We start from the raw sequence: 13,635 nt of genomic DNA, 5'->3' as shown, positions 1-13,635 counted from the left end.
TATGATCTATTAGTTGTTCTACCAGTTGTTCCCCGTTCCGCTTACCGTAAAGTTCGTGGACGTGTTTGAGAATTTACCGGATGGAGCGCCGTTTACCGTATTGTTGTTAAAGACCGAACTTCCGGTCGCGCTTCCTCTCACATACACGCCGTACGTGCCTGCATTAATGATCTTGTTCGAGGCGTACGTGACCGTCACATTCGGAGCCGGCTCCTCGATGAAGATACCGGAGTAGATGCTATCTTGAATCGTATTGCCGGATACCGTAACCGCCAGGTTCTGGGCTCTGCCGTTGTTATTGACCCAATAGGCCCAGATCGAGCCGATCTGATAGCCGTAATCTTTGTGATAGGAACCGGTTCGGATGAGCACGTTGTCTTGGATGGTTAACGTACCTGTCATGGAAGGCGGTTCAAAGTTTGTGCCAAACGAAATGCCCGAGCCGTTCACAACGGTATCGATCAACAGGTTATTCATGACTTTGTTGTCTTTGCCGCCGTAGATGCCGATATTATTTGCTAGTGCAGGAATTTGAACGGTATTGTAGCTGAACGTATTATTCGTGTCCAGATACGTATCCGACCACATGGCAAGACCATCGTCCCCGCTGTTGCGGACGGAATTATTGGTAACCGTAGAATTGGTTGTGCCGTAATGCAGATTTAGTCCGTCCGCCCATACATCCCGGATTCTGGAGTTCGAGACGCTAGCGTTATTCGTCTGATTAGATAGCCAAATGCCTACTTTGGTATGTTCGATCCACATGTTGGTCAGCGTTGAATTGGTGCCGTTTCCTTCGATGCCGGACACGCCGTTCCGGTCGTCGCGAATTCTATCGTTACCGCTAATCTTGAAATCCGAAATGGTAACATTGCCTCCGCGCAGGTAGAGTCCTGCAAAGTTGCCGGACAACGCGGAATACCAGACGCCCGCTCCTTTCATTGAAATGCCGCTGTCCAGATACACTCTTGTGCCGCTTCCGTCATATCCGGCGCCTACAGTTCCGTTGTTCAGCGTAAAAGTACCGGCCGGAATCCATACCCCTTTGTACGTGCCGCCGGAGTTTTTCACGGCATTGATGGCATTGTTCATAGCCGTTGTATCATCTGCGCCATCGCCCGCAACCGCGCCATAACTCGTGATCGAAACATAATTGGAAGGCATCGTAAGCGCAGCAGGAACGGCTTCCGTTTCAATCAGATCGACGGTTACGTTCGAAGTCGAGCTGAAATTCAGGTTTGTCGCGTTCCGCTGCAGCTTGATAACCGTACCTGCCGGATATTCCTGATTCAGCAACACCGATACTTCATCGTACATTTGATGCGGCGTTGTTGGCGTTGCGCTTGGGTTGTTCGACCAGCGGATCAATCCGCCTTCCGTTCCCCACGATCCATAAATCCAGCTATATTTGGAAGTCAGGTTAATATCTTTGAACAACGTGCCGCCAACATACATGCTGATCGCCGAATCGATTCCCGTTCCAGCCGCATTGTCCGGAATGGAATATCGGATCGTTACGCCTTTGGCCGCTTTGGCCAAAGTGAATTGCACGTATTGCCCTGCCGCGGTAAGCTGAACCGCTTTACGTCCGGAAGCTTCCGAAGCGATGTTGCCGAAGGTGGTATTTGGCCCAACTACCGTCCCCGTATAAGTCAGATCTTCCGCTTCATAAGTATCGTAAGGCATCGTTGCCCCGTACGAACCCGCAGGAGGAGGCGTAACCGGAGGAGTCTCGACGATAGCTACCTCGATTTTGTCGATATTCACATTGCCGGTGTCAGTCGTATCGAATTTGTACATGATCGTGTTATTGCCGGCATTTAAAGTTACCGTGTCGGCTTTTGTATTCCAAGTATCCCAGTTCGCCGTAGCCGGAAGGGACGTTTGCATGGCTTTTGTCCCGTTCGCATAGAGACTTAAAGATTGGGCTGCCGTCGAGCCGTTTGCATATTTTAACGTAACCGCATAACTGCCTGCTGCTGCCACATTGACATTAAAAGTTACCGCAGCGTTGCCTTTATTGGAGTCAATAAATCCGCCCACAAAGCCTGTTCCGCTGTAGCCGGTATGATCAGCAGCTACGGCAGTACCGCCGGATAATACAGCGGCTTCCGCTTCATAGGTTCCGGCCGGCGACGTTGGAGGAGGCGTAACGGTACCGGCGCTTCCGTACGCTTCAAGCTCGGAGACTTGCCCGCCAGTAGCGCCGGAATTGGCAGTAAAGCTTACTTTCAAATATCTGGCTGAAGCCGAAGCGAAAGAAATCGTAACCGTATTGCCTGAAGACGGGTTAAACGTGTACGAATTGGATGCTGCAGCCGTGCTATAAGTATTATTGTCCGAACTCGTCGATACGGCTATCGTCTGCGATCTTGTCCCCCACGCCGCCGGAAGCTTCAGAACAACGGAGTTTACGTTCTGAGCGCTGCCGAGATCAACCGTAAGCGTATTCGGATACGAATTCGCCGCACCTTCATAATAAGTGGCGGTGTTCCCGTCGACTGCGTTTGCCGCAGCAAAACCCGAGACATTATTATTGGAGGTAACGGACTTGTTTAACGCTAGGTTGGAGCCGGTGGAGCCTGAGGACGTATCGCTTACCACGATATTGTCCACATTCACGTTACCGGAATCGGCTGAGTCGAACTTGTAAGCAATGGTATTGCTGCCCGCATTCAAAGAAACCGTTTCGGTTTGCGTAGTCCAGCTATTCCAGTCCGCCGTTGCCGGAAGCGAGATTTGCTTCACCTTTGTTCCGTTAACGTATAAGCTTAACGTCTTTGCCGAGCCTGTGCCGTTTGCATATCGAACCGCAGTGGTATAGCTGCCTGCCGCGCCAGCGCTTACCGCAAACGCGGTTGCGGCATTGCCTTTATTCGCATCGGTATATCCGCCCACAAAACCTGAACCCGTGTAGCCCGTGTGGTCCGTGGCTACAACAACTCCGCCAGAGCGGCTTGCCGATTCCGCTTCGTACGTTTGGGACGCTGCGGACACAGCCGCCGAGAACGGCAGTTGAAGAACCAACAAAGCCAAAGTGAGCGCATAGATGAAAATACGGTTGCCTTTCATTCGTTTCAACATGAGATAACCTCCAATGGATTAAGTTCTTAACCGTTAACGCACGCTTCCTCCTCTCGCTCAAACTTCTCACATCTCCACAATAAGTAAGCGATTACAATATAACTACCATTCCCGTGACTTCGAAGGTAAAAATTGTGACCTGGCAAACAAAAAATACCATCTACACGCCAATATTGCGTGGTAGATGGTATAATCGTGCCGTTACTGTCTTCTTCATCATCTATAAAGCGTAGATTTTTTTTCCATTTGTCATATTCATTTAATAATGTTATTCTCCATTAGCATTTCATACAAAGCTAACATCTACGATCATTAGAGAGGAACAAACCATGCCTAAACAGCTGCGAACCTACATACTTATTTTTATTGCTCTCGTCTTAATCAGTACCGCAACTTACAACCACATCAATCATAAATGGGAAGAGAAATACAATAATCTTAAATCCCTTTATCAACAGAAGAGCGAATCTGGCTATATTTATATCGTTACCCACGCCTCTTCTGCCATTCCGCTAGCGCAAACCTTAGAGAAAATAAGCGCATCAAAAGAAAATGAAAACCCGGCAACCATTCAACAACTACTTTACAAGTCTCAAACCCAAGCTAAATTTTTCACCGAACAAATGTTAACGATTATTGAGTTTAGTGATAGTTTCACTAAGAATACGGTTCCCAAGATCTCCATAAACGAGACTGTTATGACTTCCGATTTCCAGAGTGATATGTTCATCCTTGCCTTTCAGGCGGATGTATGGATTCCTTTGCACAACATTAGCTATAGCTACTGGAAGTCAAAGCCAAATCAACAACTGAATGCCAAGACGCGTGAAACATTAAAAAGTTTTGCTACAGAGCTTCGCGCTTTAGATCAAACGATTAACTCCTATAAGGAAACAGCTGCTCAGATGGCTTATAGAGGACAAACGCCGTATTCTAAAACTCCTTTATTGAATCAATTAAAGGAACATCTTACCAAGTTAAAATCTATTCAAGCTGACATGTATAAATAAATTGCATAAGGGGAGTCCCGGTCGTCATTCATGATGACATAGGGGACTGCCCTTTTCTTTAAACAATCAAGCTGCTGACCGCGAAGCTGGTTCCAATAAATACGAAGCAGAGAAGCGCGCCGATGGCGACATTGCCTTTTTGCAGATGCTCGGAAATTTTAAGGCCCGGCGTAACCAACTCGAAGATCCAGTAAGAGGCGACCAGAATAAAGTACCCAACCAGAAACCATAACATCATATACCAGATAGAGGAGTTCGTATAAGCCGCAACGCCAATGATCAGCGCCGTTGACAGAAATTTGCCGCCAAATGCCAGGCCAACGGCCATATTCCCTTTTTTCAATTCCTCCAGATCATTAAACGGGGTCATTAAACTAAATACAAGCATTCCTGCTAACTGCAGAATGACAATAACGGCAACACTCACAATAAGATTGATAAAAACGGTCAATCCGCCCACCCCCGGAATTTCGAATATACTTGATCATAATCGTTGTACAAATGAACCTGCTCGATATTTACTTTCACTTTGGACTTTGTCTTGAGCGAAGCATATTTCTCATCGCTGATCGGTTGCTTCACCACATTGCCGGATGGCAAAGTAACTACGGCAAATTCACGCGTCTTGCCCGCGTTTTCCGTCTTATAGACGCCAATCAGATCCACTTCCGTTTGAATCGTTTCCTTTAATGTAGCCAAATCGTCGGTAGCGGCTTTCTGGTCCTTGAACGATTTCAAGGTATCCCAGGATGAGAGTTTAATCTGGCTCCGATTCTGATCATCCGTTGTTAATTGGGCGTCCATGTATTGAAGCACAAATATTTTATCTCCCGTTGCATAGTTATTATCATTGGGAAGAAGCGTGTTGTCCGGAATAATCGTCATGTCGCTGCCAACGAGATCTCCGACCTGTTCTTCTACAACGCGGTAATCCCATGGAATATTCCGTACCGGATGAGGCGTTGGCGTTGCTGTCGTCTGGGACACGCTTGCACTTTCTCCGCTAGACCAAGTCCCTTGGTCCGAGCTTGTGCTAAACACGTATTCGGGATCATTTTCCGCGCAGGAGCTCAGGCTAACGCTTAGCAGCAGCGCGCTAATGACGACCGTTAATTTCTTCATCTTGTTCCAACACTCCAATCGGGATAAAATGACTCGAATTGCCGGTAATGGGTCCGCCGGCCCGCCCAAGAAGACCGCCGGTCTCCCCATTAATCATAAACATGCCTACTAATAGATGAAGCTCTCCGGCTGTGGTGTGAATGCGGGATAACTCGGTTCTTCTCTGATACACCACCGGGAATAACTCGCTTGTATCGTAAGCTTCCTGATCTTCCACCTCAAGCTGCCCTCCCTGATCGAAAATCTTGACCGAACCACCTTCGCGCCCAAACATCGATTTGGACACAAAGTCGCCGTCAAATACGGGTTTGTTATAGGTAGGCAGCATATAGCGCTCTATTGTTTCCCGCTCTTCATCGCCAAATAATACGCCAAGCTCATATAATCCCCATGTTGCGGCTTGCAAACCTTTGGATTGCAGCAGAATGCTATGAACCGAATTAATTAGGTGCAAATAGCCTTTCTCGATGGCATATGCTAACGCTTCTCCTCCATCGTCATGCGCCATCCATTCCTTCGGATAGAGAGCAAACATGCGGCGGATCGGCTCTCCATGTCCGTTTTTCAATATCCCGTTATCCACCCATAATTCCAGACAATCCTCCAAACGAAGCTCCAGTCCGCTATGTTTGGCCAAGGCTTCGATAGTGCCGGAGTCTTCCTGGTGGGTGCCGTATGCGACGCAAGCTACGGTGTCCGGCTGCTCAATCTCCCATGCGGATGCAACAAGGTCTATCATTCTCCCATTAGAAGAACGGACGCCCGCTTCTTCACATAACCACGGTGTTGCAATTGATGCTTCTACGTAACCGGTAGGCGTATCCGCGTTTAATTCAAGCATCTTGATCTTGCCGTCAGGCGTAATGGCATAATCGAATCTAGCATACCTGCTAATTACGCCTTCTGCGGGCATAGGCAACAAATCTATTAAATCCCATAATATTGCGGGAATGCCGATGAGCTGGTAGAGATCATGTTTGCCATGTATGTAGCGCGCCGTTTTGTCCATAATGTGCCACAATTGTCTAGAAGCCTGCTCGAGCTCCTCGTAAATCTCTCTCTTCATTCCTACTACTTGGTCAATCCAATAGTGTTCCGATTCCAAATCGGCCCAAGTAAAGCCCATTTCATTGAGAAGAGCCACTTTGTGCGCCCGGTCTGGATGAGGTTCGCCAATGACTTTGAAGATCTCGGAACTCATCCGCCAAAACCTCCCGAAGAAACGGAACTGGAATGCGAACCGGAGGAGCTGGATGAAGAGGAACTAAACCCGCTCGATTTGCCGCCGATCCCTCCTGGTGAAGATGACGTCGAACGACGGGTAACCGTACCGGTTGAGCTAGACGTCTTCGGCGGCGATACCGATGAACCAACAACCGGCTTATTCTGGAATTTGCCGTTCGAATAGGTTTTAGGTTCGTAAGGACGAGTGCTGCCGTACTGGTAAGAACGATGGGAGGAGGCCCAGGTTTGCGATGAATAGGAGCTGCCGCCGTTAAACAACAAATGATACAGCATCAGATCGTCCCAGCCAAAACCCGAAGATTGCTGAATAACGGTCGTTGTGCCCCCGCCGGTACCGCCGACAGATGTAACCGCAGGACTCTCTTGTGCTTCTCCCGCTTCGTCCAGTTCTTTGTCGGATGGCAACGGCAGATTCCAGTCAACGGCAGGATCATAGTAGCGTTTGACGGCTTCACTGGACCATTCAACAAGTTTCGGCCCCGATGCTGTACTGCTGACGGTTGGCGTTGGTGTTGGCGTAGGGGTTGCTGTTGCCGATGAGCCTGCGGCTCCGGCTTGTATAGGCACAGCCGCCAAATTAGCCAGCAGCGCAATACCAAGCGAAGTGGAGAGCACCTTCAGCGGCAGACCGTCTTTCGTCAAAAGTTTGGATTTGGCTGAGTCCTCTTTTTTATGTTCTTGCATGCCCTTTCCCTTCTTTCCGTCTATATGGTCTTGTTATTCATTCGAACGAGGAGGAGCTCTAGCTGCCCCGCATCGAGATTCAGCTTGCCTTCAAGCGTCTGATACTCCTCGCCATGGATGGTCAAATAATTGACATGCTCCAAAGAGGCGATCATCGCGGAATCCCACTCCCTGTCATCAATCTGTCTCAGCCCCGCTTTCGGATCTTTTACTAGAAGAACTACCCGCATCTGTGTTTGTGCCCCCTTTCCGTTGGATGTTTCTACTATACGAGGATACCATAATGACGTTTCAAGTTTATGGAAAAAATATTTACCCCTAAATCACTTACCACGTAATCAAGTATAAAATTGAAACATCTTCGCTCGACTAACGTCTATATATAACAAGTAAATATCCAAGATTGGAGGCTGTACGATGAGCAAAGAGTCCGCTTGCGATTGTACGATTGAAGTAATGGGTCAAGGAATCGCCACGGCAATGCCGGACGAGACGGTTGTTACGCTTGGCGTATCCGAAGAAGGTGACAGCCTGAGCGAACTTCAAACCAATCAAGCCGAAAAGATAGACGCAATCATCCATGCCATTCTTGGGCTAGGCGTACCGCGCGAACAAATTTCTACCGCGCAATATTCCATTGAACCGCAATATGATTTCGTAGACGGGAAACAAGTTTTCCGGGGATACAGAGCCGTCCATCTGCTAAGGATTACGATTAGCGGAGCAAACGATGTAGGTCAAATCATAGATTCGGCCGTAGCACAAGGAGCCAACACCGTAACGGACGTGTCGTTCCGATCGACGCAAGCCAGCGAAGCAAGCCGGAAAGCTTTAACGCTGGCCGTTCGCGATGCCGAAGCCAAGGCGCTTACGATTGCCGCCGCGCTTGGCGTTTCCTTATCCGCCGTTCCTTGCAAAATCATAGAATCGCCAAGCAACGGCTTTGAACCTGTTATGTTCAAAGCCGCATCAGCTCCTGCCGGCGACGCGGGAACCACCATTGAACCAGGCACCTTATCGTTCAAAGCTTCCGTTCGAGTATGGTACATGTACGGTTAACGCAAACAGGGCGGTGCGAGAGTCGCACCGCCCTATTTATAACTCCAATTAATACACCTTCTTAAGCAGTTCAATCACTTCATCGATCGTGAGGCCAAAAGATTTGTAATAGGAAGCATCGGTTGCCATTTGCCCCTGCACCATGTCATTGCGCAATTGAAGAATTTGGTCAGGAGTAAAATCCGCAACGAAACATCCTTTTCCCGTTACCGTATGAATCAAACCGCTGTGCTCAAGCTCTTCCCAGGCTTTCTTCACGGTAATAATACTGACTCGAAGCTCTTGAGCTGCTTGCCGTATTGGCGGTAAAACGTAGCCGCTTTCTAATTCGCCCTTCAAGATCTGAGCACTGATCTGTTCAAAAATTTGCTGATAGATCGGTTTGTCCGATGAGTTGGAAATGGCTACATTCATTCATTAAATCTCCACTTTCAGGAACCTTTGATTCGCCATGCGGTAACCAATGACGGTTAAAGCAATAAAGATCAGAATTCCTGCGATTAGAATAGATAACTGCACAACGGTATCGTCAATCCCGGTGCCATAAAAAATGTCGTGCACATAAGAGTTTTGTAACGCAATCCATTGCGTAAGGACGGCAAACAACATCGCGCCACCAATCGCTACAGCCGTTGCAACGCCGTATTTATACGCGGTTTTGTAATAAAGAGACAATAAAAAAATGTTGAAGATGCCGAGCATCACGAAACATAATCCCCAAAACCCCATATGCGGCGCAAAGAAATAATTGACGACATCCGGATACAGACTGAGATTTATCATACCAAAAATGATCGCAAATACAATATGCAATAATTCGAGAATGACAATGACGGATACCTTGGCCTTCACGATATCGGACTTGGTCACGGGCAACAGGGCGGTAAACATCAGATCGTTCTGCGTTCGAACTCCCGCCAGCATATTGGGGATCGTAATCCAGCAAAAATAAAAAAGAACAACCATGTAGATCCAGCCTGGAATTAACATTAAAGCACCAGTCAAAACCGGCAAGATCAGAAAGAAGCGCGGAACTCCTATCTTGAAATCCTTTAAGATTAAGTTAAACATACATAGCCTCCTTCTTCGCAAAGTAAATCATAATTTCCTCAAGACTTGGGATTACTGCGTTAATCTCGAGGCCCGGATCGAAATCCTCCGCATGAATCAATCCCGTAAATCCAAAAGAATTTTTCTTATAGGAGATTAGCTTATCCTTTACCTCGTTCAGCTGATTTTCCTTGCCGTTAAGCAAACGATAAGAAGCTACAAACTCTTCCTTCTCCGCGCTCTTCACAATCCGGCCGTTCTCAATAAACGTTATAAAATCAGCGCATTTCTCCAAATCGGTAGTGATATGCGTAGAGAAAAGTATGCTGATCTCTCCTTCGCTCACGAGCTCTTGGAAGATCTCCAGCAGATTATCCCTTGCAACCGGATCCAGCCCGCTTGTTGGCTCATCCAATATGAGAAGCTTTGCGCCATGGGACAAGGCAAGGGCCAAATTGTATTTAACCTTCATCCCCGTCGACAGTTGGGAGATTTTTTTGTTCTCATCCAACTTGAATCTCCTCAAATAACTATAATACGTGTCATCATTCCAATTCTTATAAAATCTCTTAATAACATCGGTCAATGTTTTTATTTTACTCCGGCTATAAAACTCAACATCTCCAAAAGCGCATCCGATTATCTGTTTTAGTTCCAGTTCATGTTCGGCAATGTTTTTCCCCAATATTTGAACTTCGCCGCTGTCAATACGAATCATATTCAGGATCAACTTGATGGTCGTTGTTTTCCCTGCGCCATTCGCTCCAATAAAGCCCATAATATAACCCTTTTCCAGTTGGAACGAAACCTCTTTTAATTCAAATGTGTCATACTTCTTGCTTACTTGCTTAACATCTAACGACAGCATAGTGTACCTCCGATCAAATTGTGCATGTCGTGTATACACAATATATCACCACGTGTTTTTGAAGTCAACTTCATGTTTATCCAATTTATAGAAAAAAACCTTGAGCAAGAGCTGCTCAAGGTTTTTCGTAAATCCGGTTAGTCGGTTACCCCTTCATACCGCCCTGCATGCTAAAACCTTTGGACATAAAGCGCTGGGACAAAATATACAGAACGACGGATGGGATCGCGTACATGACGGAGAATGCGGCCAGGTTCCCGTAATCCGCCATGCCATATTGACCGAAGAACTGATAGATCTTCAGCGAAGCCGGGAACTTCTCCGGAGACTGCAGCAGGATGTACGGTACGAAGAAATTCCCCCAGCTGCCGGAGAAAGTAAAGATCGCTACCGTGCAAATACCGGGTACCATAAGCGGCGCGACAACTTTGCGAATGCCTACGAGGACGGAAGCTCCGTCGATCCAAGCCGCCTCTTCCAGCTCGGAGGGCACGGAATCCATGAAGTTTTTCAGCATCCAGATCCCGTACGGCATAGCCGATGCAACAAAAAACAAGATGACGCCAAATACATTGTTATAGAGCTTCAAGGATAGGAACAGCTGGTACACCGGAACCATTACGGCCGTAATCGGCAAGGAGGTCATAAACAAAATGGTCAGCATAAAAGGTTTCTTGTATCTAAGTTGATAACGCGACAACGGATAAGCCGCAAGAAGCCCGAGCAGAACGACCAGGACAGCTTGGCCGCCGGACATCATGAGACCGATCAGGAAGGCGCGCTGATTTTCCTTATTCGTCATTACTTCCACGTAATTGGTGCCTGTCAGATGGGTCGGCGTCTTAAGCGACTGCATGGCGTTTGTATCCACAGAGGCAACAAGCACCCATAACAAGGGTAGCAAGAAGCAGATTCCAATAACCGCTAAGATCGTATAAGGCAATATTTGAAAAATCCATTTGCGTTGTTTTGCGCTCATAGGTTTGTTCTCCTTGTCCGTTTACTCTTTCATCGAGCGGATATAGAACAAGCTGAGGATGATGCCGATAAACAGCAGCAATAAGGAAATGGCCGTACCATAACCCAGCTGGTAGTTAACGAAAGCCTGATTATACATAAAGATCGGAAGCGTTGTGGTGGACGTTCCCGGTCCCCCGCCGGTCATCGCGTAAATGAGTCCAAATACGCCCAGCGTCTGCAGCGTAACCAGCATCGCATTGGTTGTAATCGAATCTTTAATATAAGGAATGGTGACTCGGGTCAACACCTGCCATTTGGAAGCCCCGTCTACGATAGCAGCCTCTTCAATCTCGCTTGGCACATCGTCAAGCGCAGCTTGGAATACGAGCATCGAGAAGGCGGTGCCATGCCATATATTCGCCAGAATGATCGTAATCATCGGCACGGTATACAGCCAAGTCACTTCGCTGAAACCAAACGAGGTCAGAATCGCGTTTAGCGTACCTTCGTCAGCAAAAAAGCTGTATAAACATAATGCGCATACGATTTCCGGCGTAACCCAGCCAGCCAGCACGATGGTACCGATAATTCGCCGGAACCATCTATTTTTGTTTTTCATCAATAACGCAATGAGAAATCCAAGCACCTGCTGGCCAATAACCGCCGATCCGATCAGAAAAACGAGCGTATTCCATATACTTGTCCGGACTGTAGGATCCTCGAACATGCGGGAATAGTTATCCAGGCCGACAAAATTCAAATGTTTGGCCGCTTCGCCGGTTAGAGCGAGATTAGTGAAGGAATAGAACACGGTCAGCAAAATGGGATAAACAAAAAACACGAGCATAATCGCTACGGAAGGAAGCAAGAAATACAGCCATGTCCACGTCCGCTTTCGTTTTGCCGCGCCATTGAGAGCAACACTGCTCATTGAAAGTCTACCTCCTCCGTCAGTAGGTGAATAACCTCTTGCGGTAAAAGAAGACTTGCTCAAGCAGCCGCATCTGGAGGAAGGGGCCTGAGCAAGCCTGCTGCCATTATTTTTCTACAATCTTATCCGCACCTACGGTACGCGTAACATCCTGCGCATATTTGTTTGCGGCATCTTGCGGCGAAGTGCCGGACGCAACGGATTCAACCATCGTCTGAATTTGCGTCGATACTTCTGGATATTTATCCTGCGCCGGACGGAACTCGGCATTCTTCAGGTAGTTCGTTGCGATCTCGTTAAACGGCATTTGCGTATATTCCGGATCGGAACCTACGTCCGCGCGAACGGTAATGTTACCGGATGCGATCACGAGTTTTTTCGAATTTTCTTTGTTCAGCGCAAACTTGATGACATCCCATGCTTCGTCTTTATGCTGCGCGTTCGCCGGGATGGATAATGCCCAGCCGCCCGCCAGCGTAATTGAACCCGGCGCTTGGCCTTTGCTAGTTGGCATTGGCGCAAAGCCAAGGACATCTTTGTATTCCGGCCACGGAGCAGCGCCGCCTTCGAGGTAGTTGCCGGTAATCCAGGAGCCGTCGAGCGAGATCGCCAGCTTGCCTTGCGGCAGATATTCACGGGTCGACGTGTTGCCCGCTTGACCGTTCAACACTTTGGAGAGCGGCGGTCCAAGCTTTTCCTTATTGATCGTTTGAATAAACGTTAAGGCATCTACAATGCCTTGGCTCTTCGTAATCCATTTGCCGGAGTCGTTATCGTACAGTCTTTCGCCTGTGCCATAGAGCAGCATTTCATACGTCTGCATGGAAGTCGCTTCACCCGTTGCCTTGCCCATATTCATCCAGATTGGCACAACGTCTGGCAGCTTGCTCTTGATTGTTCTGGCCGCATCCAGCACTTCATCCCAGTTTTTTGGCGCCCAGTCTTCAGGGAGTCCGGCTTTTTTGAATAGTTCCTTGTTGTACCACAATCCCCTGGAATCCGTATTGTACGGCACGCCGTATACCTTGCCGTCGCTAGCGGTTACCCCTTTTTTGAGCGCTTCGATGAAGGAGCCGTTCGTCCAGTCTTCCCATGCGCCTACCTTGTCGTCAAGCGGCGTCAAATACCCCGCGCTGGCATCGGAGTTCAGAATAAACGTATCCTCTGTCACAATATCCGGCGCCGTATCTTTGGATTTCAGCGCAAGCGCGATTTTGGCAAAATAATCCCCTTCCGACGCTTGAATCGGAGTTGGTTTGATTTCTACGTTTTTGTCGGGATAATTCGCCGCGATCTCTTGAATCCATTTGTACATGACACCATCCTGGCCAATGCCGTCATCGCGATAAGTGATCGTAATGACTTTTTTCTCGGTATTGCCTTCCGTTCCCCCGTTATTCGTTTGACCGGCATTTGTCTCCTTCGTACCCGTATCTGCCGACGTACTTGGACTGTTGCTTGGCTTGTTTGTATTGTTCGAGTTGTTCGAACAGGCAAACAGCAGGGTTGTACACAAGACGAGCGATGTTGAAATCGACCATAAACGTTTACCGCTAGCCATCCTAATCCCTCCCTATTAGTCAACCACCCTTGGTTAAGCGCTTCCACTGCGGTTATAGTTC

14 protein-coding genes are annotated in these 13,635 nt (G+C 47.9%); 2 read left to right on the top strand and 12 right to left on the bottom strand.

Annotated elements, in window-relative coordinates; translation table 11 throughout:
* Positions 1-18 precede the first annotated feature (18 nt).
* Complete coding sequence (locus QQK89_RS12775) at positions 19-3,084, bottom strand: CBM35 domain-containing protein (protein ID WP_284238956.1); 3,066 nt, start codon at positions 3,082-3,084, stop codon at positions 19-21.
* A gap of 329 nt (positions 3,085-3,413) precedes the next feature.
* On the opposite strand from QQK89_RS12775, the gene QQK89_RS12770 reads away from it, so the two are divergent.
* The gene (locus QQK89_RS12770) at positions 3,414-4,094 is read left to right on the top strand and encodes a hypothetical protein (protein WP_284238955.1); all 681 of its coding nucleotides are present in this window, start codon (positions 3,414-3,416) and stop codon (positions 4,092-4,094) included.
* 58 nt (positions 4,095-4,152) lie between these two features.
* Here QQK89_RS12770 and QQK89_RS12765 read toward each other — a convergent pair whose 3' ends face one another.
* From QQK89_RS12765 to QQK89_RS12745, 5 genes are read right to left on the bottom strand one after another with little or no spacing between them, the layout of a single operon-like run.
* Positions 4,153-4,545 carry a DUF350 domain-containing protein gene (locus QQK89_RS12765; protein WP_284238954.1) on the bottom strand — a complete coding sequence of 131 codons (393 nt, stop codon included), beginning with the start codon at positions 4,543-4,545 and terminating at the stop codon, positions 4,153-4,155.
* Positions 4,542-5,216, bottom strand: coding sequence for a signal peptide protein (locus tag QQK89_RS12760; RefSeq protein ID WP_284238953.1), 675 nt, complete (start codon positions 5,214-5,216; stop codon positions 4,542-4,544). Before QQK89_RS12760 ends, QQK89_RS12765 begins: the two co-directional genes overlap by 4 nt.
* A complete protein-coding gene (locus QQK89_RS12755) occupies positions 5,191-6,417 on the bottom strand; it encodes a glutathionylspermidine synthase family protein (RefSeq protein ID WP_284238952.1) in 1,227 nt (408 codons plus the stop codon). The genes QQK89_RS12760 and QQK89_RS12755 overlap by 26 nt, the downstream gene beginning before the upstream one ends.
* Complete coding sequence (locus tag QQK89_RS12750; RefSeq protein WP_284238951.1) at positions 6,414-7,145, bottom strand: hypothetical protein; 732 nt, start codon at positions 7,143-7,145, stop codon at positions 6,414-6,416. Before QQK89_RS12750 ends, QQK89_RS12755 begins: the two co-directional genes overlap by 4 nt.
* A 20-nt stretch (positions 7,146-7,165) precedes the next feature.
* Positions 7,166-7,375 carry a hypothetical protein gene (locus QQK89_RS12745; RefSeq protein ID WP_284238950.1) on the bottom strand — a complete coding sequence of 70 codons (210 nt, stop codon included), beginning with the start codon at positions 7,373-7,375 and terminating at the stop codon, positions 7,166-7,168.
* A 187-nt stretch (positions 7,376-7,562) separates the two neighbouring features.
* Between QQK89_RS12745 and QQK89_RS12740 the strand changes: the two genes are divergently transcribed.
* Positions 7,563-8,204 (top strand): SIMPL domain-containing protein, encoded by a 642-nt coding sequence (locus QQK89_RS12740; protein WP_284238949.1) that lies wholly within the window; start codon positions 7,563-7,565, stop codon positions 8,202-8,204.
* A 48-nt stretch (positions 8,205-8,252) separates the two neighbouring features.
* Here QQK89_RS12740 and QQK89_RS12735 read toward each other — a convergent pair whose 3' ends face one another.
* The 6 genes from QQK89_RS12735 to QQK89_RS12710 form a co-directional block, all read right to left on the bottom strand.
* Positions 8,253-8,618, bottom strand: coding sequence for a GntR family transcriptional regulator (locus QQK89_RS12735; RefSeq protein ID WP_284238948.1), 366 nt, complete (start codon positions 8,616-8,618; stop codon positions 8,253-8,255).
* Between the two features lie 3 nt (positions 8,619-8,621).
* On the bottom strand, positions 8,622-9,275 hold the full coding sequence (locus QQK89_RS12730) for an ABC-2 transporter permease (protein WP_284238947.1): 654 nt from the start codon (positions 9,273-9,275) through the stop codon (positions 8,622-8,624).
* Positions 9,268-10,122 (bottom strand): ABC transporter ATP-binding protein, encoded by an 855-nt coding sequence (locus tag QQK89_RS12725; protein ID WP_284238946.1) that lies wholly within the window; start codon positions 10,120-10,122, stop codon positions 9,268-9,270. The genes QQK89_RS12730 and QQK89_RS12725 overlap by 8 nt, the downstream gene beginning before the upstream one ends.
* A gap of 145 nt (positions 10,123-10,267) precedes the next feature.
* Positions 10,268-11,101, bottom strand: coding sequence for a carbohydrate ABC transporter permease (locus tag QQK89_RS12720; RefSeq protein WP_284238945.1), 834 nt, complete (start codon positions 11,099-11,101; stop codon positions 10,268-10,270).
* Between the two features lie 21 nt (positions 11,102-11,122).
* On the bottom strand, positions 11,123-12,013 hold the full coding sequence (locus QQK89_RS12715) for a carbohydrate ABC transporter permease (protein ID WP_284238944.1): 891 nt from the start codon (positions 12,011-12,013) through the stop codon (positions 11,123-11,125).
* A 106-nt stretch (positions 12,014-12,119) separates the two neighbouring features.
* Complete coding sequence (locus tag QQK89_RS12710; protein ID WP_284238943.1) at positions 12,120-13,574, bottom strand: ABC transporter substrate-binding protein; 1,455 nt, start codon at positions 13,572-13,574, stop codon at positions 12,120-12,122.
* Positions 13,575-13,635 lie beyond the last annotated feature (61 nt).

Origin of the sequence: Paenibacillus glycanilyticus (assembly GCF_030161375.1) — a bacterium.
Classification (GTDB): Bacteria; Bacillota; Bacilli; order Paenibacillales; family Paenibacillaceae; genus Pristimantibacillus; species Pristimantibacillus glycanilyticus_B.
The sequence above is the reverse complement of the archived record's forward strand: the minus strand, read 5'-3'. Positions and strand labels throughout refer to the sequence as shown.